Source organism: Lacimicrobium alkaliphilum (genome assembly GCF_002591895.1).
GTDB lineage: Bacteria > Pseudomonadota > Gammaproteobacteria > Enterobacterales > Alteromonadaceae > Lacimicrobium > Lacimicrobium alkaliphilum.
In genome coordinates, this window is sequence record NZ_NISX01000002.1 from 150,210 (window position 1) to 170,151 (window position 19,942).

Consider the following 19,942-nt stretch of genomic DNA (forward strand, 5'->3'; position numbering starts at 1 on the left):
ATCCTTACTACAATTTGCGGGCCCGGACACGCTTACCTTTAAGCTTGCCTTCCCTGAAATGGGCCAGAGCCCGTTTAACACTGCGCATTTTCACTGCAACGTAACTGCAGTTCTGAGCCAGCGTGATCTTGCCAATATCATCACCAGATATATCGGCATCTTTGGTGAGAGCGCCTAAAATGTCTCCGGGCCGGATTTTCTGTTTTTTACCTGCATCCATACGTAATGTGCGGTAAAGAGGTTCAGTAATACCCGAGGCCTTAAAACGTATCTTGCTTGCATCTGACCAGTTGAATTTCTGCTGCTGATATTCTTCCACGGCCGCGGCCCATTTTACCTCTTCCGGGCTGCACAGGGTCAAGGCCAGCCCCTTGTTACCCGCCCGGCCGGTACGCCCGATACGATGAACATGTACCTCAGGGTCAGCAGAAACCTGATAATTCAGCACCAGTTCCACATCCTCAATATCCAGTCCCCGGGCCGCAACATCGGTTGCCACCAACACCGCAAGACTGCGGCTGGCAAACTGTATCAGCACTTCCTGTCTCGCCACCTGTTCCATATCTCCATGTAACGGCGCAGCGCTAAACCCTTTTTCACACAAGGTCTCTGCCAGTTGCTGACAATCAATACGGCTGTTACAGAATACGATCGCAGATTTAGGCGAAAAGTGTGTCAGCAATGCCTGTGCAGTCGCCAGGCGGTTATCCTTTGTTACTTCATAAGATCGCTGGGTGATGCTACCGGCATCGTGCAGAGATTCCACTTTCACCTGCTCAGGGTCACGCTGAATATCGGCGCTGATCCGGGCAATTTGCGCTGGATACGTCGCCGAAAACAACAAGGTCTGCCGTTGCTTAGGCGTAGCGGTGGTAACCGCAGCAATCTCTTCGGCAAACCCCATGTCCAGCATCCGGTCTGCCTCATCCAGAACCAGGGTACTGACCGCGCCCAAATCCAGATTACGGCGCAACATATGATCAAGAGTCCGCCCTGGTGTTCCCACTACTACCTGTGCACCGTGGCGTAATGACGCTACCTGGGAGGCCATAGGTACACCGCCGTAGAGGGTCAGCACCTTAAGATTATCTTTATAGCGGGCCAGACGGCGAATTTCGGTGGAAACCTGATCAGCGAGTTCCCGGGTTGGACAGAGTACCAGTGCCTGCACCCGGCTATCCTGCTCATCAACTTTGAGTAACAACCCTATCGAAAAGGCAACGGTTTTGCCGCTCCCGGTACTGGCCTGCGCAATCACATCCCGGCCCTGTAAAATGAATGGCAGGCTGGCAGCCTGAATCGGGGTCATGACCTGATACCTGAGACTATCAAGATTTTCCAGCAGGGGTTGTGGTAAGGATAAAGACGAAAAAGCCTGATGCATAAAAACTCTCTGAGGTAAAAATATGAATTGGGTTTGCCGGAGCAACTGAAAAGCGCAAATCCGGCTTATCAACCGACCAATAGATCGTGTATTCTAAGCTTTTTTCACGACTTTAACGAACGGATTAATCGACTATACACAGGTGATCTGAAAATGCAGCCCTGAGCGCCATATTATCGCTTACTGAGCGCCAGACAATCGCTTTTGGCACACACTTTCAAGCTTCCCGTAGTGTAATTGGTAACAGGCCAGATAATGACGACTTATCCTTTTCAGGGCAACGAACATGCAGCATCCCCAACTTGACGCACTACCAGAATCCAGGCTGATCAGACTGGTGGAGCATCCCTGGTTTACCAACAGTATTATTGCTCTGATCCTGATCAATGCTGTAACTCTAGGGCTGGAAACCATGGCACTGGAACCTGCATCACTGCGGATGCTGAGCGTGCTTGATGTGCTGATATTGTGCATATTTACGCTGGAACTGATATTAAAACTCATCGCTTACCGAAAACGCTTTTTTAGCGGAGGCTGGAACTGGTTTGATTTGATTATCGTGACCCTGTCCTGGGTCCCTTCAAGCGGGCCGCTCTCGGTATTGCGAGCGTTCAGAATTTTAAGGATCCTGCGTCTTTTTTCCGTGGTCCCACAGATGCGCAGAGTCATAGGGGCTCTGGGGCACTCTTTGCCAGGGATGATGTCGGTGGTCGGCGTGCTGGGAATTATTTTCTATGTGTCGGCAGTGCTGGTCACCAAGCTATTTGGAGACAATCCTGATGGACAGATGCAGGAGTGGTTTGGCAGTATCGGCGCGTCTGCTTACACCCTGTTTCAAATCATGACGCTGGAAAGCTGGTCTATGGGCATTGTCAGACCCACCATGGAGCTGTATCCCCTGTCGTGGCTGTTTTTTGTGCCATTTATTATTGTTACCAGCTTCGCCGTATTAAATCTGTTTATCGGCATCATTGTTGATGCCATGCAGGTAATGCACGAGGAGGAAGAAAAGCACCTGCCGCAAGCGGCCACTAAAGAAGATATTGCAGGGCTTAAAGCGCAACTTCAGGCAATTAATGACAAGCTCAACGGTCAGGGATGAACTGTCTTTGGCAACGCCCACAGGTTTAACGCACTATCGGCGTAATGCAAGGTCAGACCGTACTCTGAACGGATTCGCTTCAGCCAGCTATTGCGCATTTGGGTAAACATGGCAGAGTCCCGGAACGCCTCTGTGGCCTGTTGCCAACGTTCTGCCTCCTGCTCATCGACGCCCAGCCTGGACAATGCAATATAGGTGGTTTCTATATTGTGCGTGTAAATCGATGTATAGCTGCTGCAATCCCGTTTCAACTGGCCGCAGTAATAGTCCAGGCCAGCAGCAGAGAAAAACAATGCATCGATACGCCCCTTCGTCAGCGCCGTCACTGCCTGTCGCCAGGTGGTATAAGACACCAGGTTTTTCAGCCCGGCATCGATCAGCAAACTTTCCCGAAAATCACCGCGCTGCACACCGACAGCCGTAAACTGCTCAAGCTGCTCCAGTGCCGCTATCTTGCCCGGCGAGCCATTGGCGAACACAGCATGCAGGTTGCGGGTCAGAGGCATCAGCCAGTGAAATAACGCCTCTCTTTCTTCATTCCTGACCAGTGGAAACAACACAACGCGACCCTGTTCAGTTGCACGCATATAGGCCCGGGCCCAGGGGTTCAGCAACACAGGTTGGTGACTTCCGAGGTGGGTCTGAATGCCTCCTACCAGCTCAACAGCATAACCGGTCAGCTGATCAGTTTGATCGCGGAAGACAAAAGGCGGTTCTTCATGAGTCAGTATGGCCAGATCATTTTGCGCCCTGACATCGCTAATCAATACCAACAGGGCCAGCAAAATAATACCTGGCATACGCATCATGGTTACTTCACCTGCCAATTTACCATTGTGCCCGCCTGGAACGGCACAATGGGATTACCATTGGGTAAGGTTAATTGCTCAGGGATCTGCCAGGGTTCACGCACCAGCGTCACCGTGCCTTTGTTACGGGGCAGGCCGTAAAAATCCGCGCCATAATGGCTGGCAAAACCTTCCAGTTTGTCCAGTACATTCAACTCTTCAAACACTTGCGCGTAAAGCTCCAAAGCACTCCAGGCACTGTAGCAACCTGCACACCCACAGGCTGATTCTTTGCGATGCTGTTCATGGGGTGCCGAATCCGTACCCAGAAAGAATTTGACAGAACCGCTGGCCACTGCATCCCGCAAAGCCTGCTGATGAGTATTGCGTTTTAACACAGGTAAACAGTAGTTGTGCGGGCGAATACCTCCCACCAGAAGATCATTACGGTTCAGCATTAAATGCTGAGGAGTGATAGTGGCCGCCACATTCTCTGAAGCTGCACTGACAAACTCCACTGCATCCCGTGTGGTAATATGTTCCAGCACCACTTTCAGGTCCGGGAATTGTCTGACGATGTCGCTCAGGTGACGATCAATAAACACTTTTTCGCGATCGAAAATATCAATCTCTGCGGCGGTCACCTCACCATGCACCAGCAATAACATGCCTTGTTCCGCCATCTCTGCAAACACCGGATAAAGGCTCTCGAGGGCCGATACAGCCGCATCGGAATTGGTGGTGGCGCCGGCCGGATAGAGTTTAGCCGCCACAATACCGGCTTCTCTGGCCTCGCGAATATCCTCTATACGGGTATCGTTAGTCAGATACAGTGTCATCAGCGGTTCGAAATCACTGCCCGGTGGCCTGGCATCAAGAATCCTGGCTTTATATTCCTCAGCCAGCTGTGTTGTTGTGACCGGTGGCACCAGATTCGGCATAACAATGGCACGTCTGAAACAACGAGCGGTAGCGGCAACCGTTTCTTTTAGGATATCACCGTCGCGTAAATGCAGATGCCAGTCATCGGGCGTGGTGATGGTTAACTCGTTCATAAAACCCCTGAAGTTAATACAAAGACTGCGTACTAATTATGCCAGATCCAGTCCATATCTGGCCCCTTTTTTCTGTGCAGACTTTACGCAAAGCGAGTATTATACCCGCAGAACAAAAAAAGAGCATGACGATGTCTACCCTCTCATTCAAAACCCTGGGCCTGGTTGTTTTGACGACCATTTTGCTGAGCAGCAAACTGTTTGCCGAACCGGTTCCGTTGTCTGAATACTTCATCGAGCACTGGACTGATCAGCATGGCCTGCCACACAATAGTGTCAACAGTATCAGGCAAACGCCGGATGGCTACCTTTGGTTTGCCACCTGGGAAGGTGTGGTCAGATTTAACGGGCGTGAGTTCACCCGCTTCGGCAGTGACACCGTTGACACGCTGAACGACTCAGGTATTCGCGCACTCACCGTAACCCCGGAGGGTGAGTTATTGGCGGCGGGTTCACGGGGCGCTTTTTCACGTTATAGCGACAACCAATGGCAACCGATGCCACATATCGATGCCAGAATTAATTATATTCTTCAGGACAGACAGCAGAATATCTGGCTGGCAACCAATAGTCAGGGGTTGTTCAGAATAGATTCCGATAACAAGATCAGGCATTTCACCACCTCCGAAGGGCTCCCCACATTAACCATCGAGACGCTGCATGAAGATAACCTCGGGAATTTATGGGTGGGCACCGCCAGCGGCTTAGTGAGAGTCAGCCGGAATATGCTCACGCTGATCCGCGATATTCCGGCCGTTCCGGTGATCAGTATCGCCGAGGATCAGAGTGGTAAACTGGTTATCGGTGCCGAAGCCGGCCTTTACCGTGGTCAGGGCGATACCTTCAGCGCTTTTTATCCTGATATTCTGAACAACGGCATCAGCCAGCTAATGGCTGACGATCAGGGTGCCTTGTGGGTGGGTACGGCCAGGGGCGAACTATTCAGAATAACGGAGCAAAATATTGATCAGGTTGGGCCAAAACAGGGGCTGCCAGACAGCCGCATCAAAGCCCTGTATCAGGATAACGAAAAGAGCTTGTGGATTGGCACCAACTCAGGACTGGTAAGATTACGCACAGCTAATTTCAGTACCATAAGCACTCAACAGGGACTGCCCAGCGACTATGTCCGCAGCGTTTTAAGCACCCATGATGGCAGTATCCTGGCAGGTACCAGCCATGGCCTTGCCCGTATTCAGGGCAACCAGGCCGAGCCGGTGCCCTTGCCACTGGCAGAAACAGCACTGCCCTCAATTCTGAGTCTGGCGCAACAGGGTGACAATATACTCATTGGCACACACCAGCACGGGTTATTACTTCTTGGCCCTGATAATCAGCTGCAACAATTCAGTGTAGCCCAGGGGCTGCCCTCTAATCAGGTTCGGGCGGTTATTCAACAAGAAAATGGCACCATCTGGGCAGGCACTGCGCAAGGGCTATCCAGAATCAGTTCACAGGGCACCCGTCACTATAACCAATCCAATGGGCTGCTGGATGATTATGTGATGGCTCTGGCACAGGATCCAAGTGGTAATATCTGGATTGGTACCGAATCGGGTGCAGCTATATATATGCAGGGAACAATACAGACTCTGACGCTGGACCATCTGGATAACACCCGCTCGGTCTATGGCTTCTATGCCGGTAAAGATGGCGAGTACATGTGGCTGGCAACAGATCGCGGCCTGGTACGCTACCGCTATCATGATCAGAGCCTGAGTATGATTGGATTGCAACAAGGCTTCCCGATCCAGAAGTTGTTTCAGGTGGTTGAAGACAACAAGCAAAATCTGTGGCTGACCTCAAACATGGGTATCGTCAGAATGCCTCTGCAACAGGCCCACGGCATCGCCGATGGGATAATTGAAAAAGCAGATGTCAGAGTTTTTTCAAGTGGTGAGGGCATGCTCAGCCATCAGGCAAATGGCACGTCCGGCCCGGCCGTTACAAAAGATCAATCGGGGAATATCCTGATTGCCACGGCAAAAGGGGTGGCCAGAGTTAACCCGGACCATATCAAAGAGTTAAGTGACTTCTCTGTACCTGTGGTACTGGAACGCCTTGAAGTGGATGGTCAGGCATTACCTGTCACCAACAGCCTCGAATTGCCTGCCGATACCCGCAGAATACAGTTCAGATTTGCCGGATTAGGCTATATTCTGCCCGATGCCATTGAATATCATACCAGGCTGGAGGGTTTTGACAGCAACTGGGTAGCCAGGGGCAATGTACCGGTGGCAGAGTACACAAACCTCTCCCCCGGAAAATATCAGTTTCAGGTCAAAGCCAGTTATCCGGGAGCAGAACAAACAACAAATCACCCTATGCTGAACGTGAAAATGAGAGTAACACCTTATTTCTGGCAACGCACCGAGGTGATTGCCAGCGCAATTCTGCTGGCATTGTTGATGCTCATCGCCTTTGTCCGCGCCAGAGAGCATGTATTACGGGCCCATGCCAGAGAACTCAGAGAGCAGGTTCAGGTGCAAACTCAGGAAATTCAGCAACAAGCCAGATTGTTTGAGCAGCAGGCGATGCAGGATCCTCTTACCGGCCTGGCCAACCGCCGTTCGTTCGATAACTACCTTAAGCAACTCAGCCATAATCCTACGCAATACACTGGTTATTTTCTTGCCATTATTGATATCGACAACTTCAAACTGGTCAATGACCGATGGTCACACGATGTCGGTGACCGCGCCATCCATGCCGTAGCTTCCGTTATCGCTCACAATTGCCGTGAGGGCGATCATGCTGCACGCTGGGGTGGAGAAGAATTCTCTCTGGTTATGCCGGGAGTGGATGTACACAAAGCGAGTGAAATCTGTGAGCGGATACGACAGCAAATTCAGGCTGCTGATTACAGTCATCTCGGTTTCGGATTAACACTCACAGTGAGTATAGGCCTGAGCGGTAGTGTGGCACTGGATGACTACCGGCGTTTGCTTATTGAAGCAGATAAGGCCCTTTATCACGCCAAATCCAGCGGCCGCAACAGCGTCAGAATATGGAAAAGTCCACCAACCCCCACACCGATTGGCAGTAAATCGGCCTGAGCAATAGCTCAATGGGCTTGATAACCATATGCCTGAACCAATAATCAACCGGAAACGAGCAAAAACAGCCAGAGATGGCAAACAATAACAATAGCCGTCAGTCGATTTCTCAGCACCGCATAGCCTGTAGGAAACACCTTATCCAACTGCTGATGGACTTCGTACAGACGCAGCAGCAAGAACAGTCCGGCCTGAATCAACAGCGCCGCCTGGGCCAGTAACACGAACGACACAAAACTGGCAACCACAATGCTGACCGCCCACACTCCCCTTTGCAGAGACGTTTCGGCCTGATAAAGCACAGGCCATAGCACCCCGGCCATAAAGCCGAGGATCAGACAACTGTATAACTGAAAAAGCACCACCGCGTGTAGTTCAGAAGGCCACCACGGCTGCCAGTAAATAAGTGGAAGTATTACAAAGGGAATTAACCCTGCGTAGCCAAGAATTCGTAACGCGGGATGGATAGCAACCGGTCTTTCAGCGGCCATCACACACTCCGTCTGTACACCTTTGACGCTTTTTGGCCCAGTAGCCATAAGCTTTACAAGCCAGCCAGTAACAAGGTTTTAACCGCAAAAACGTCACCAACCGGTGAAAACCTGCCAGGCGCCAGTAATACAAACTGGCATCCAACCCTTTAACGAACTGTTGACCGTCCCACAGATGAAGCACGGCCATCATCTGTGCCTTATTTACCCCGGCATAAGAACAGAAGTCACTGTCACTGATATCCACCATCTGTAGCTTGCCCGTCAGCCGGGGTGCCAGCCATGCCATTTCGTGGCGGCATAGCCGGCAACTTCCATCATAAAAAAGCTTCACGTGTTGCATCAGTTATTGGCTGGTTTTCAGGTAACATGTATTACGGGTAAACGCCGCGCAGGATCAGTTTGTGTACCCGGCGCTATCGGTGACGCCAGTTCAATACAATCACTGTCACAGCGGGCAGCAGAGTCAGCGTCACCAGAGCTGCACCTAGAATCCCGGCCATGACGATCACACCCACTCCACGATATAGCTCCGTACCCGAGCCAGGCAAAAATACCAGCGGCGCCAGACCACAGATAGTGGTAATTGTAGAGATAGCAATCGGCCTGAGCCTTGACCTTACCGCCTCTTCGACTGCTTCCAGTGCAATCATTCCCTGCTGCTTAACGTTGTCTATAGCCCGATGCAATATCAATATGGGATTATTCACTACCGTTCCCATCAGAATCAGAAAACCGAGCATAGAAATCATATCAAAAGGCTGGTGCAACGCACTCAGGCCAAACCATGGCAGAACAGAACCCACCAGATTCAGTAGCGCCAGCCCCGCCAGGCCACCAGCAATGCCCAGCGGGATTGTGGTCATTATCAGCAGCGGATAGCCCCAGTGACTGAAAATGGCCACCATCAGAAGATACACAATAACCAGGGCTACCAGATAATTGTCGCTCAGCGCTTCGCGAGTGGCGTCCAGCTGGTCGGCAGCACCCGATATACTCAGGGTGATCCCTGCCGGCACCTGGCCGCTCTGTCGCAAATGCTCAACCAGTTCCTCCCGCACCCTGGCAACCCCCGTCTCCAGTGCCACCGAACGAGGCGGAATAATATTCAGTGTCACCGTTCTCTGGCCGTCCAGACGACGAATATTGCTGGTATCCACGATCTTTTCTATTGTCGCCAGCTCAGACAAGGGGAGTTTCTCACCGGAGGGCGTGTGCAACTGAATATCATCCAGACTCTGCAGATTTACCCCGGGCCCCTGGCGACTGTATAGATACATATCAATCTTGTCATCAAGCAGGAAAAATTCGTTCACAAAAGCGCCGTCTGTGAGCGCAGCCACAGCAAACCCGATATCTTCGGTGTTCATGCCCAGCTCAGCAGCACGCCCCCAGTCCGGGCGAATTTGCACCAGAGGCTGAGCCAGTGACAAACTGCCCGGTTGTGACTGAATCCGGGGGTCATCGAAGATCTCCCCGGCTCGCGTATACGCGGCCTGGGCCACAGCGAACAAATCGGCTAAATCGGGGCCGGAAATATCCAGATTTACACTGCGTGTTCCACCGTCGTTACTGCTGATAATAGAGCCGCGGGCAGCAAAGGCGCGCATACCGGGGTATTGTTCATATTTGTCGGTAATCGCCTGCATCAGGTCTTCAATATCACCGGGGTTCAGTGACTGGGAGATAATTCTCAGACTTTGCGGGCTGATGCTCATATTCAGATAGGCCATGGCCGGCACCTCGGCCTCGCCGCGATGATAAGCTTGTGGATCTGCGCCAACAAACGGCATAAAGTAGTCGTTAAGTTCTTCGCCTATCTTCGCCATCGTGTCGAGATTGTAGCCTGGCGGCGCATTCATGGAGGCAAAGGTCTTGGGCTCTTCCCCTTCGGGCAAATATTCCGCCGGCGGCGTCAGAAACAGCACAATAAGCACGCTCAGAGACAGGGTAATAGCGATACAGACCCACCGTCTTTTGCCGGTAGCCAGGATCCAACTGATCGTATTCAGCACAATACCCTGCCCTGTCTTCTTGTTTTCATCCTGATTATTAACCGCTCCGCTGAAATTCAGCCTTGCGCTGGCGGTAGGGATGACCGTAATGGCCACCAGCATGGACACCAGAATCGACGCTGAAATGGCAATAGCAACGTCAGAATAAAGCTGACCGGCTTCCTCAGCGATAAACACCACTGGCAAAAATACCATCACCGTTGTCAGCGTTGAGCCCAGCACTGCCGACCATACTTTCTGTACTCCCGCTACCGCAGCTTTGAGTTTATCGGCTCCCCTGCGCCGCTCCAGTTCGATACTCTCCAGTACCACAATACTGTTATCCAGGGTCATGCCGATGGCAAAGGCAATACCCGCCAAAGAGATGACATTAATGGTGCGCCCGGCCAGCAAAAGCCCCAGAAATGCGGCAATAGTGCAGATAGGAACACCCACTACACCGATCGCCGTGGCCTTGAATGAACGCAGAAACAGAAACATGACCAGAGTGGCCAGCAACGCACCGAGGATCAGGTTCTTCCATACATTGAAAACGGAATCCTGCACATACACCACATCATCGGCGGTCAGCGCCAGCTCCATGCCCTGGGGGGTCAACAGCTCCTGATTGATAAGCTCAACTTCCGCCAGCATCGCCCGCTTGATATCTATTACATTGGACCCGCTTTCACGCCGCACCGACAGGCTGATAACCGGCTTTTCATTAACAAAAGACAATGAGCTGATTTTGTAGTGATCGAGTTCAATCTCGGCTACGTCGCCAAGGCGCAGAATATTGTCTCCTTCGCGGCGCAGTATCAGCTGACGGATAGACTCAATGTCCTGAAAGCGCCCCAGCGTTCTGAGCAGATACCGGCGCTTACCACTTTGCACTTCCCCGGCGGAGATATCGCGGTTGCGCTGATTGATCACCTCACGCACCTGAGAAAGCGTCATGCCCTGTTCTGCCAGAGCGTCGGCGTTCACACGAATCTGAATCTGACGCCTGGCGCCCCCGCCGACATTGACCTCCGCAACTCCGGCAACACTGGACATACGCGTACGCACATTGTCTTCAATATAATCCCGCATCATGTCCATATCGAGATTTCGGGGATTGCCCGGCAACGGTGAAACGCGAAAATACATAAAAGAATTGGCAGAGAACGAGGTCGCATAAACACGGGGCTCATCCACATTTACCGGATAGGAGGGGACCTGTGTCAAAGCGTTATTCACCCGGATCAGGGTTTCGGTGATGTCCACACCGAAGGGGAACTCCAGTTCGATTTGGGCCTCACCAAGGCTGGCTGACGAAGTCAGCTGCTGCAGATAGGGAATATTGCGCAGAAATTCTTCCTGCTCAATCAGGATCTCTTTTTCAATGTCCTGAGGCGTGGCTCCGGGCCAGCTGGTTTGCACTGTGATAGTGCGCACATCCAGATCCGGAATCATCTGCACCGGGATACGCTGGGCAGCCAGTATACCCAGTACCACAATGATCAAAACGGTCACCGCCACTAAGGTGCCATGTCGAACGATACCGGAAAACATATCAGTGGGCTGCCTGGCGCAGCATAACCTGTTGCTCCTGACTCAGGGCTTCGTTGCCACGCACGATAACAATTTCACTGCCGCTGATCCCCTCGCGGATCTCTATATTGTTCTCAAACTGCAAACCGGTGCGAACCTGCACCTGCCTGACACCTGTTGGCTGCCCCAACTGAGCATTTTTTTCTGCCACCCATACGGTGATACGTCCGTCGGGATGACGCAGCAGCGCGTCATTAGGCACCGTGACTTCATTCCGCCCCATATCCAGCATCATTCGCGCAGATACCGACATGCCCGGATACCAGTGAGGATCGCCGGATTGTTCATTTTGCAGAGACACCCGCACACCGAAACTGCGCCCCCCATCTCGTGTTCCGGGGATGCGCCGGTGCACAGGGTAGTCAAATTCCTTTTCGGGATACGCATCAAAGCTCAACTTCAGCATGGTATCTTCATCCACCAGGCTATAAAATCGTTGTGGCGCTCTGAAATCAGCGTACAACTGACTGTTGTCGGTTAACTCCAATAGTCCCTGCCCGGGAGTGAGCCATTCTCCGACATCAATATCACGCGCGGTGAGAACGCCACTAAAAGGCGCCTGCAACCGATGCCGGTCAAGATTGAGCTGTTGTCGTTCAACTTCGGCTTTTGCCCCTTGCCACCGGGCTTGCGCTTCGCGCGCATCAGAGGCCAGTGCCTCAACTTCGGTTTCTGCAATACTCTGCTGCGAGGTCAGTGCCCTTGCCTCATCGAGACGCCGCCGTGCCTCACGCAAAGATTCTTCAGCCATTACAGCTTCTGCCTCTGCAGACGCCACGGCCAGACGAATCAGCTTGTCATCCAGTTGCAGCACCACCTGCCCTTGCCGGACAGTATCGCCGCTGTCAATATAAATAGCCGTGACCAGCCCACTCACTTGAGTCGACAGCCACCCCTTTCTCGCCGGAACCACCGTGCCACTGAGCGGTACCTGCTGTTTGATAGGCTGCTTGCTAACCCTGGTGCCTTCGACTTTGAGCAGCTCCTGGCCCATCACAAACAGACTGCACATATAACATAGAGCAGCAGCGGCATATGACCATAACGTGCTAACGACTGATTTGTTCATAAATATCCCTGTGGCCGATATTTCTGAGTTTTATCTGTACGTAATTATTCTAAAAGGTATTGCAACTAACAGACTACGGGATGAAGACAATGACAGATCAGCGGGTTACTACGCTTAATGCCCCAATGCTAATCCGCTGGCCCTTCCACTGATTCCAGAACCATAGCTTAGATGATTGGTAGGCCGAAACAAGACTCTGGCCCGGTGCTTTATTGCAGAGCCGATTAAACCAGATCAGGCGTGGATACACCCTCGGAGGATGTCGCGAAGAACAAGATACAAACAGGACCTGGCGGATTATTCACTGAGCCAGATCAGCGCCGCCTCCTCACTTTCAAAGTACTTCACTTCACCGGATACAAACCATGCTCCGACCTTTGCGGTCATTTTTTGCCATCCTTTGTTGCCAAAGATGGCAATTTTTTCAAACTGATTACTGTGCTTTAAACCCAGTTTGAAATCATCCCATGCCGCTCTGGGCTCCCAACCGTCGAGCTCTGTACCATCGATGAAGACTCTGATTGCGGGTTGTTTTACCTCTGTCAAAGCCGAATCGATCATCGGTGTGATAATTTCATAATCCTCATGAGTGAGCTTACCTGACGCTTTCAGAGTAAGAAAAAAGTCGCTGTTGACTCGGCGTATACCGATTGAAAGGCCATGATTTTCTGTGTTCATCTTTTATCTCCTTCACGTGTATTTTGAAAACCCGGAACGGGCGAAACAACATGGTAGGGTGTAAACTACGTTCGCAGGGCGCGAATTTTTATCCAGGCTTCTTGTGCAGTCCGGCTACCCGTCTGGTCACCGGTATTCACAACACCCCTTGGCTCTATGATTAAGATCTTTGCTTCTTTTTCCGCACAGGGCTTGTGTTCAATGCCCTTGGGAACCACGTACATTTCGCCCTCAGCAAGATTCACAAAACCATCTCTGAAGTCGATTCGGAGATGGCCCTTCAGCACGATGAACGTCTCATCTGTGTGCTTATGGTCATGCCAGACAAAGTCACCCTCAATTCTGACCACCTTAAACTGATAATCGTTCATCTCAGCAATGATCTTTGGCGACCATTGCTCATCGAAGAGCGCGAACTTGTTCCTGAAGTTAACGGCCTGATAGCTCATCAAAACTCCTTTTAGCCTGCAGTTATTAATACATGTTCGTTAAAGCGGGGAAAGTCTGATGTCAGGAAACAGGCGTTAGTCAGGCGACCATTTCAGCATGGCTATTTTTGCTCGGTTTCTGAATTGACCGATGAACCAATTGCCACATGCTAAAAGACTACGGTCATAATCCCTTAAATCACCATCAATATGCAGCTTCATTCCATGGAACCAACTGTTAACAATTTTGATTGAATGGCCTTCTACTTTAAAGCTCCATGTTTTTCTCATCGATTACGCCATAAATCAGAAAACGAATAACGCTTGCAGCATGCGCTCGTCGCGTGCATTGCCTGGTTATATTTCGCCCAACTCATAGGGAAGGTCGAACTGTGAATACTCTCCGATATCAGCAACATAAGCCTCCCAATCGTCTCTTACAACTCGTCTTGCTACATAATGGGCTGCCATTAGAGAAAAGTTCCCACTAACAGCGCCAAGGTCTGAAACGAACTGACGAAGCCTCTCCGTATCGTTTCGCCCATACGACAAATAGATAGCGTCACGATAGTTGGCTTTCCCCCTGTAACGGAATGCTTGCACGAGGTAGTTTACATGGGCAGGCCGAAGCTTCACGTCCCTAAGCGCTTTCGCAGCATTACTCCTGAAACTGGTGTGCCCTCCATCCCGATAAGCAGCACTTGCTTTTACCTGCTCCTCAAGACGCCATTGCTCATATTCGGCAGTTCCTTTTAAATAGGAAAGAATGGCGCCATAAGCCATTTCAAGATCTGTGGGCTCTGTATTGAGATCGTGCCTATTACCATTCCTCAGGCCATCCATAGCCTCTCGCACGTGCACAGGGGTGATATCTGTAATGCTTAGATCAAACGGCGTCTTCACCAAGCCAGGACGAACAATATCTGACTGCCAGACCTTAGCAGTCAATGCATGTGTTTGCGGATCAGCGCCGCTCGAAGCTGCAAGCATGGATTTTGATGCATAGTAAGTCGCGTAGTACCACGCAATAATTGCCGCGCGAACAATCGGGTAGGGATTGTCGATTTGCTCCATGCTGTCGATTGCACTCACGTTGTGCATTGACATTGTCAGAGACTCAAACGCTAGAGCATCACCTTCTTCATTCGGCTGACGTCTTTGGACTCTTTGATAGAATTGCCTTAGTGACTCGTGTGAAAAGCCATCTTCAGATTGCAACGCAAGACCGCGCATCCAGTTCACGGTGCCCTGAAACGCGAACCTCGGCGTGGGCTGATCTCCTTGCGCAAAAAGTTTATTTAGTAGCCACATGTTGGAAACTCAGAAATATAACGCTTCGCATTTGCGAGCGCTTTGGCAGAAGGCCAGCGAGTAAATGTCCGAAACAGGCTCATGGGTGTTAGCAGCCGCGGAAAGCGCGACTGCCTGAAAATACTGTGGAATTGCAAACGGCACTGGCTCCCTGTGTGGTGGATAACGGCACTGTCCATTGTGGCTCGTTGTTTCGCTGATTAAGAATTTAGTCTGCCAGATTTTCAGCTTGTGGTGAACCGCTTTGTCCAACATCATCGATTCAGGATGCTGGCCACCAGGCACTCCAATATTGGGTGTGAGGAACTTGGGTAACATTCTAATCGTTGCAAAAGACAAGAACCCTGTATATTAGCGTGCTCATTCTCGCTGTTTCCAATAACCTGGCATCCGATGCAGGTTCATTACAGCAACGATGAATATTCCGTCTTGCTCTTCGGAATATAGGATTCCATATGGAAAACGTCTTACCAGAGATCTTCTTATATTGTCTTCCAGTTCAGGCCAGGCTTTTGGGAATTCGATTGAGCGCTTGACGGCTGAATGGACCTCCAGCGCAAAGTCATACCCCAGGCCCTCCTCCAAATGCTCGTAATAATTTATCGCCTCATTGAATTCCTGTTCCGCTTCCGGGTGGAAAGAGAAGCTCATTTTTCAAACCTACTCCAAACTTTGCTGAATACTTCATTTCCTGGAATGGCCTGAACATGACCAGATCTGAGTTCAGAAAGACGCCGTTTAGCTTCCCTTGCCCATTGTTTATCTATCTCAGATTCTGGCTGGTTTAAACTGCGCAGCAGTGAATCCACAACTAAGGCACGCTCTTCCACCGGAAGTGACACTGCTTCATCTATTAATTGCTTTGTGTTCATTTATCCACCTTTATCTGTGGCGAGATCTATATAGTATGTGAACTACGAAAGGATTCCGTATAAGTGCGGAATACTTCCTTGCTTTGTTTTTTTAGCATGTTTCGGTAATGGATACCAACTTGAGGCGCACCAGCTTCGCGCCTTAGGTTTACGATCAATACCCCTGTGATGATCCTGTTTTCTTCAGCCCGTGACAGAACAACCATCTGTACAATCCGCCATAAACCAGTCGAGGGTGTGACTAACGCACAATACGGATCACCAGTTTCTCAGGTGTTTTTTTCCGTCTCCCGCTGTTTTGTCTGCCAGTCTGCGGGTGAAAAAACCTCTACATCGGCGGGCGGTAAACTGCGGCCAAGAATATGGTCGGCGCCCTTTTCACCGATCATAATGCTCGGTGCATTGATATTACCGTTGGTGACAAAAGGCATAATCGACGAGTCCACCACGCGCAGGTTTTCCACTCCCTGTACACGACATTCGGGGTCCACTACCGCCATTGCATCGGTGCCCATTTTACAGGAGCCACAGGGGTGATAGGCCGAGGCGGCGGTTTCTGCTACCCAGTCATCGATCTCGTCATCTGTTTGTACGTCATCACCGGGAGACAATTCTCCGGCACGGTAAGGGTCAAACGCGCTCTGGTCAAAAATTTCCCGGGTCAGGCGCAATGCATTGCGGTAGCACTGTTTATCTTCCTCTTCGCTGAGGTAGTTGAAGAATATCTTTGGCGCCGCAGCAGGATCCTTGCTGGCCAGTTTAACCCAGCCACGACTGATGGGTTTGTTCGCCCCCAGATGTACCTGATAGCCGTGGCCTTTGGCGGCGCTGGAGCCGTCATAAGCGATGGCGCCGGGTAAAAAGTGGTACTGAATATCCGGGTATTCCAGCCCGGCTCTGCTGCGAATATAACCATTGGATTCAAAATGGTTGGTGGCACCAAGACCGGATTTAAAAAACAGCCAGCGTGCACCGATCAGTGCCTGACCAAAGGGATTAAGCCAGCCGTTGAGGGTGATTTTTTGTTTGCAATGGTGCTGCACCCAGACTTCCAGATGATCATGCAGATTCTGCCCCACACCGGGCAGATCATGTACCACCTCTATTCCCTGTTCTTTGAGGTGTGCTGCCGGGCCGATGCCCGACAGCATAAGTAGTTTAGGTGAGTTAAAGGCGCTGGCAGAGAGGATCACTTCTTTTCTGGCCTGCACCTGAAAGGTTTTGCCTTTGTATTGATACTCCACCCCAACGGCCTTCTTGCCAGACATTAACACCCGGGTAGTCAGTGCATGGGTCTGTACCTGCAGATTAGCGCGCGACATGGCCGGTTTCAGGTAGGCATTGGCAGTAGAACAGCGCACGCCATCACGCACACTCATATCCATACGGCTAAAGCCTTCCTGACGAAAGCCGTTATAATCCTCGCTTTCCCCGTAACCCGCCTGTTTTCCTGCTTCTATAAAGGCGCGGTAAAGCTGATTCTGCATATTGTTGCCATTGCACACCCCCACTGGCCCGTCGGCAGAACGATAATCATCGGCTCCGTATAAGCATGCTTCCGCCCGCTTAAAATAGGGCAATACGTGCTGGTAATCCCAGCCCTCGGCACCCATTTCCTGCCATTGCCGGTAGTCACCGGCACACCCGCGAACGAAGGCCATACCGTTGATCGATGATGAACCACCTATCACCTTACCTCTGGCCTGATGCAACGTTCTTCCCTTAAGGCCAGGCTCCGGTTCGGTATAAAACTGCCAGTCATATTTGGGCTTATTCATGGGAATCGAAAAGGCGGTGGGCATCTGAATAAAGATGGAATTATCCTTACCTCCGAATTCCAGTACCAGTACCTGATCTTTGCCACTTTCAGTGAGCCGGCTGGCCAGCACCGAGCCGGCAGAACCGGCCCCGACTATGATGTAGTCTACACTCTGGTCAAATTTAAACTCAGCCATGGGCATGCTCTGTTTTATCCGGATCATCAGGCAACTGCGTATCGGTTCCCATTGTCTCGCGCTGGGTATGCAGGAAGTAAAGGTGCCGTTCGTACTGATCAAGAATATCGGCGATCACCTGCTCTTTACTGTAACCCGCCAGGTCATAGCCCTGACCGCCTTCACCAATATGAACCTCAAGGCGATAATAATGGCTGCCCGCCCCTGCGGCCCGTATTGAGAAGGCCGGCATCAGGCATCGGCGCGGCCAGATCTGATAGGTAAAGTCCTGCTCTGTGCCTTTATCCACATTCAGAGCCAGGTATTCCTCATCACCTGTTCCCTGTTCGATTTCCACCTGCAGCCCCTTATCCACCAGTTCCTTATGGATTTGCTCCATAGCCGGCTTTGCCACGTCTTTTAAGAACTGCTGCGCTTCTTTATGGCTGGGGAAGCTCAGGGCATTGCTCAGGCGTTTACGCCAGCTGCCCGACGCTTCTTCGCCGGTCCGGCCAGACAAAAAGCCCGCCATGCTGCCACGATAGCTGGCCTCTTTTAAGCCCTCCACACGCAGCGCTTTGCTCAGACCCACCATCATCAACAGCAGCACAAACGCAAAGGGCAGCCCCATGATCACTACCGTTCCCTGCAAGGCACTGAGCCCGTCTGTCATCAGTAATGCCAGGGTCAACAGGCCAATTAACGAGGCCCAGAATATGCGCATCCAGCCCGGGGCATCATGATTCGGATCGGTCAGTACCGAGGTCAGATTGGAGAGCACCAAAGAGCCCGAATCACCGGAAGTCACAAAAAACACGATAGCCAGAATGGTGACCACCACAGTCGTAAAGCCCACCCAGGGCAGACTCTGCATAAACAGGTAAATCGACGAACCAGGGTTGTTCATCGCCTGCTCACCAAAGTTCTCTACCCCGCCACCACTCATGATCAGTTCTATGGCGCTGTTACCCATAATTGACATCCAGGCCATCATAAAAGTCAGCGGCAGGATCAGTGAACCCGCCACAAACTCACGGATGGTGCGGCCACGGGATATGCGGGCCAGGAACAAGCCAACAAAAGGCCCCCAGGCAATCCACCAGGCCCAGAAAAACACCGTCCAGGCATTCAGCCAGTCAGTAGGCGGATCAAAGGCATAGGTATCCATAGACAGGCTGACAAATTTGGAGAAGTAATCACCAATATTCATCACCAGCGCATTAAGTAAAAACACCGTCTGGCCGCTGAACAGCACAAACAGCATCAACAACAGCGCCAGCAACATATTAAATTCAGACAGGCGCCGGATGCCTTTATCCACCCCGGTCAGGGCGGAGATGGTGGCGAAGATCACAATCACCACCGCCAGGGATGCCTGAGTGACAACAGACTCAGGAATACCAAACATATAATTCAGACCAAAATTAAGCTGAATAATGCCAATCCCCAGACTGGTGGCAATACCGAAAATGGTGCCCAACACCGCAGCGATATCCACTGCATGGCCGACAGGCCCATGAATGCGTTTGCCGAAAATGGGATACAGCGCAGAGCGAATGGTCAGTGGTAAACCGTGGCGATAACTGAAGTAGGCCAGCGACATGCCCACCAGCGTATAAACACCCCAGCCAGACAGCCCCCAGTGCAGGAACGTCAGCTCCATGGCATGGCGGGCGGCAGCCTCTGTGCCCCCCTCACCCACAGGCGGTGCCAGAAACTGTGTTACCGGTTCGGCGATACAGAAAAACAGCAAATCAATACCGATACCTGCTGAAAACAGCATGGCAGCCCAGGTCACAATATTAAAGTCCGGCGTAGAATGAGCCGGCCCCAGTTTAATGCTGCCGTAGCGTGACAGTCCAATCCAGATCACAAACACCAGATACGCCACTATGGCAAGAAAGTAGAACCAGCCAAAGGTATCTGATATCCAGCCTAATACGGCATATATAATATTGCCTGCGGCTTCGGTGAAAAACATCGCCCACAGCGCAAAAAACGCAATGCCAATGGCGGATCCGTAAAATACTACAGGGTTAATCTTATCTTTGGGTTGCCCGTTTGAGGCGTCTTGCTCATCGGTTTTGCTGGTCATTTCCATCACCCTTATTCTGATTGAACAGGAACTAGTGGATGGCAGCATCTGCGCCGGATACACGCTGACATAACAGCCAGAAAAGAGGCTGT

General features: G+C 51.3%; 16 protein-coding genes. 2 read left to right on the top strand and 14 right to left on the bottom strand.

Going from position 1 to position 19,942, the window contains the following annotated elements:
• Nucleotides 1-7: 7 nt before the first annotated feature.
• Nucleotides 8-1,384, bottom strand: a complete 1,377-nt coding sequence (dbpA, locus tag CDA54_RS02620; protein WP_099033448.1) for an ATP-dependent RNA helicase DbpA — start codon at nt 1,382-1,384, stop codon at nt 8-10.
• A gap of 286 nt (nt 1,385-1,670) precedes the next feature.
• Here dbpA and CDA54_RS02625 point away from each other — a divergent pair, with 286 nt between their 5' ends.
• Entirely contained in the window at nt 1,671-2,486 is an 816-nt protein-coding gene (locus CDA54_RS02625) for an ion transporter (RefSeq protein ID WP_099033449.1), read from the top strand.
• On the opposite strand, the gene CDA54_RS02630 is transcribed toward CDA54_RS02625, so the two are convergent.
• The gene (locus CDA54_RS02630; RefSeq protein ID WP_099033450.1) at nt 2,477-3,295 is read right to left on the bottom strand and encodes a substrate-binding periplasmic protein; all 819 of its coding nucleotides are present in this window, start codon (nt 3,293-3,295) and stop codon (nt 2,477-2,479) included. The genes CDA54_RS02625 and CDA54_RS02630 overlap by 10 nt on opposite strands.
• A gap of 2 nt (nt 3,296-3,297) precedes the next feature.
• On the bottom strand, nt 3,298-4,329 hold the full coding sequence (gene pyrC / locus CDA54_RS02635) for a dihydroorotase (protein WP_099033451.1): 1,032 nt from the start codon (nt 4,327-4,329) through the stop codon (nt 3,298-3,300).
• A gap of 131 nt (nt 4,330-4,460) precedes the next feature.
• Here pyrC and CDA54_RS02640 point away from each other — a divergent pair, with 131 nt between their 5' ends.
• Complete coding sequence (locus CDA54_RS02640) at nt 4,461-7,385, top strand: ligand-binding sensor domain-containing diguanylate cyclase (RefSeq protein WP_180237092.1); 2,925 nt, start codon at nt 4,461-4,463, stop codon at nt 7,383-7,385.
• 44 nt (nt 7,386-7,429) lie between these two features.
• Here CDA54_RS02640 and CDA54_RS02645 read toward each other — a convergent pair whose 3' ends face one another.
• The 11 genes from CDA54_RS02645 to betT all read right to left on the bottom strand — a co-directional run bounded on the left by CDA54_RS02645 (nt 7,430) and on the right by betT (nt 19,850).
• Nucleotides 7,430-7,876: a DUF3429 domain-containing protein gene (locus CDA54_RS02645; RefSeq protein WP_180237093.1), complete on the bottom strand. Its 447-nt coding sequence runs from the start codon at nt 7,874-7,876 to the stop codon at nt 7,430-7,432.
• Complete coding sequence (locus tag CDA54_RS02650; protein WP_099033454.1) at nt 7,866-8,219, bottom strand: thiol-disulfide oxidoreductase DCC family protein; 354 nt, start codon at nt 8,217-8,219, stop codon at nt 7,866-7,868. Before CDA54_RS02650 ends, CDA54_RS02645 begins: the two co-directional genes overlap by 11 nt.
• Nucleotides 8,220-8,292: 73 nt before the next feature.
• The gene (locus CDA54_RS02655; protein ID WP_099033455.1) at nt 8,293-11,424 is read right to left on the bottom strand and encodes an efflux RND transporter permease subunit; all 3,132 of its coding nucleotides are present in this window, start codon (nt 11,422-11,424) and stop codon (nt 8,293-8,295) included.
• Nucleotide 11,425: 1 nt separating this feature from the next.
• Complete coding sequence (locus CDA54_RS02660) at nt 11,426-12,532, bottom strand: efflux RND transporter periplasmic adaptor subunit (RefSeq protein WP_099033456.1); 1,107 nt, start codon at nt 12,530-12,532, stop codon at nt 11,426-11,428.
• A 297-nt stretch (nt 12,533-12,829) separates the two neighbouring features.
• Nucleotides 12,830-13,210, bottom strand: a complete 381-nt coding sequence (locus CDA54_RS02665) for a SpoIIAA family protein (RefSeq protein WP_099033457.1) — start codon at nt 13,208-13,210, stop codon at nt 12,830-12,832.
• A 65-nt stretch (nt 13,211-13,275) separates the two neighbouring features.
• Nucleotides 13,276-13,659 carry a cupin domain-containing protein gene (locus tag CDA54_RS02670; RefSeq protein WP_099033458.1) on the bottom strand — a complete coding sequence of 128 codons (384 nt, stop codon included), beginning with the start codon at nt 13,657-13,659 and terminating at the stop codon, nt 13,276-13,278.
• A 336-nt stretch (nt 13,660-13,995) separates the two neighbouring features.
• Entirely contained in the window at nt 13,996-14,949 is a 954-nt protein-coding gene (locus tag CDA54_RS02680; protein WP_218962367.1) for a hypothetical protein, read from the bottom strand.
• Nucleotides 14,950-15,309: 360 nt separating this feature from the next.
• On the bottom strand, nt 15,310-15,600 hold the full coding sequence (locus CDA54_RS02690) for a type II toxin-antitoxin system RelE/ParE family toxin (protein WP_099033461.1): 291 nt from the start codon (nt 15,598-15,600) through the stop codon (nt 15,310-15,312).
• Nucleotides 15,597-15,821 (bottom strand): addiction module protein, encoded by a 225-nt coding sequence (locus tag CDA54_RS02695; protein WP_099033462.1) that lies wholly within the window; start codon nt 15,819-15,821, stop codon nt 15,597-15,599. The genes CDA54_RS02690 and CDA54_RS02695 overlap by 4 nt, the downstream gene beginning before the upstream one ends.
• 269 nt (nt 15,822-16,090) lie before the next feature.
• The gene (betA, locus tag CDA54_RS02700; RefSeq protein ID WP_099033611.1) at nt 16,091-17,776 is read right to left on the bottom strand and encodes a choline dehydrogenase; all 1,686 of its coding nucleotides are present in this window, start codon (nt 17,774-17,776) and stop codon (nt 16,091-16,093) included.
• The gene (gene betT, locus CDA54_RS02705) at nt 17,769-19,850 is read right to left on the bottom strand and encodes a choline BCCT transporter BetT (protein WP_099033612.1); all 2,082 of its coding nucleotides are present in this window, start codon (nt 19,848-19,850) and stop codon (nt 17,769-17,771) included. Before betT ends, betA begins: the two co-directional genes overlap by 8 nt.
• Nucleotides 19,851-19,942: the final 92 nt, after the last annotated feature.

Excerpts from the sequence above, each read along its gene's own strand:
- dbpA (WP_099033448.1), bottom strand. The coding sequence starts at position 1,384 with ATGCATCAGGCTTTTTCGTCTTTATCCTTACCACAACCCCTGCTGGAA.
- CDA54_RS02625 (WP_099033449.1), top strand. The coding sequence starts at position 1,671 with ATGCAGCATCCCCAACTTGACGCACTACCAGAATCCAGGCTGATCAGA.
- CDA54_RS02630 (WP_099033450.1), bottom strand. The coding sequence starts at position 3,295 with ATGATGCGTATGCCAGGTATTATTTTGCTGGCCCTGTTGGTATTGATT.
- pyrC (WP_099033451.1), bottom strand. The coding sequence starts at position 4,329 with ATGAACGAGTTAACCATCACCACGCCCGATGACTGGCATCTGCATTTA.
- CDA54_RS02640 (WP_180237092.1), top strand. The coding sequence starts at position 4,461 with ATGTCTACCCTCTCATTCAAAACCCTGGGCCTGGTTGTTTTGACGACC.
- CDA54_RS02645 (WP_180237093.1), bottom strand. The coding sequence starts at position 7,876 with ATGGCCGCTGAAAGACCGGTTGCTATCCATCCCGCGTTACGAATTCTT.
- CDA54_RS02650 (WP_099033454.1), bottom strand. The coding sequence starts at position 8,219 with ATGCAACACGTGAAGCTTTTTTATGATGGAAGTTGCCGGCTATGCCGC.
- CDA54_RS02655 (WP_099033455.1), bottom strand. The coding sequence starts at position 11,424 with ATGTTTTCCGGTATCGTTCGACATGGCACCTTAGTGGCGGTGACCGTT.
- CDA54_RS02660 (WP_099033456.1), bottom strand. The coding sequence starts at position 12,532 with ATGAACAAATCAGTCGTTAGCACGTTATGGTCATATGCCGCTGCTGCT.
- CDA54_RS02665 (WP_099033457.1), bottom strand. The coding sequence starts at position 13,210 with ATGAACACAGAAAATCATGGCCTTTCAATCGGTATACGCCGAGTCAAC.
- CDA54_RS02670 (WP_099033458.1), bottom strand. The coding sequence starts at position 13,659 with ATGAGCTATCAGGCCGTTAACTTCAGGAACAAGTTCGCGCTCTTCGAT.
- CDA54_RS02680 (WP_218962367.1), bottom strand. The coding sequence starts at position 14,949 with ATGTGGCTACTAAATAAACTTTTTGCGCAAGGAGATCAGCCCACGCCG.
- CDA54_RS02690 (WP_099033461.1), bottom strand. The coding sequence starts at position 15,600 with ATGAGCTTCTCTTTCCACCCGGAAGCGGAACAGGAATTCAATGAGGCG.
- CDA54_RS02695 (WP_099033462.1), bottom strand. The coding sequence starts at position 15,821 with ATGAACACAAAGCAATTAATAGATGAAGCAGTGTCACTTCCGGTGGAA.
- betA (WP_099033611.1), bottom strand. The coding sequence starts at position 17,776 with ATGGCTGAGTTTAAATTTGACCAGAGTGTAGACTACATCATAGTCGGG.
- betT (WP_099033612.1), bottom strand. The coding sequence starts at position 19,850 with ATGACCAGCAAAACCGATGAGCAAGACGCCTCAAACGGGCAACCCAAA.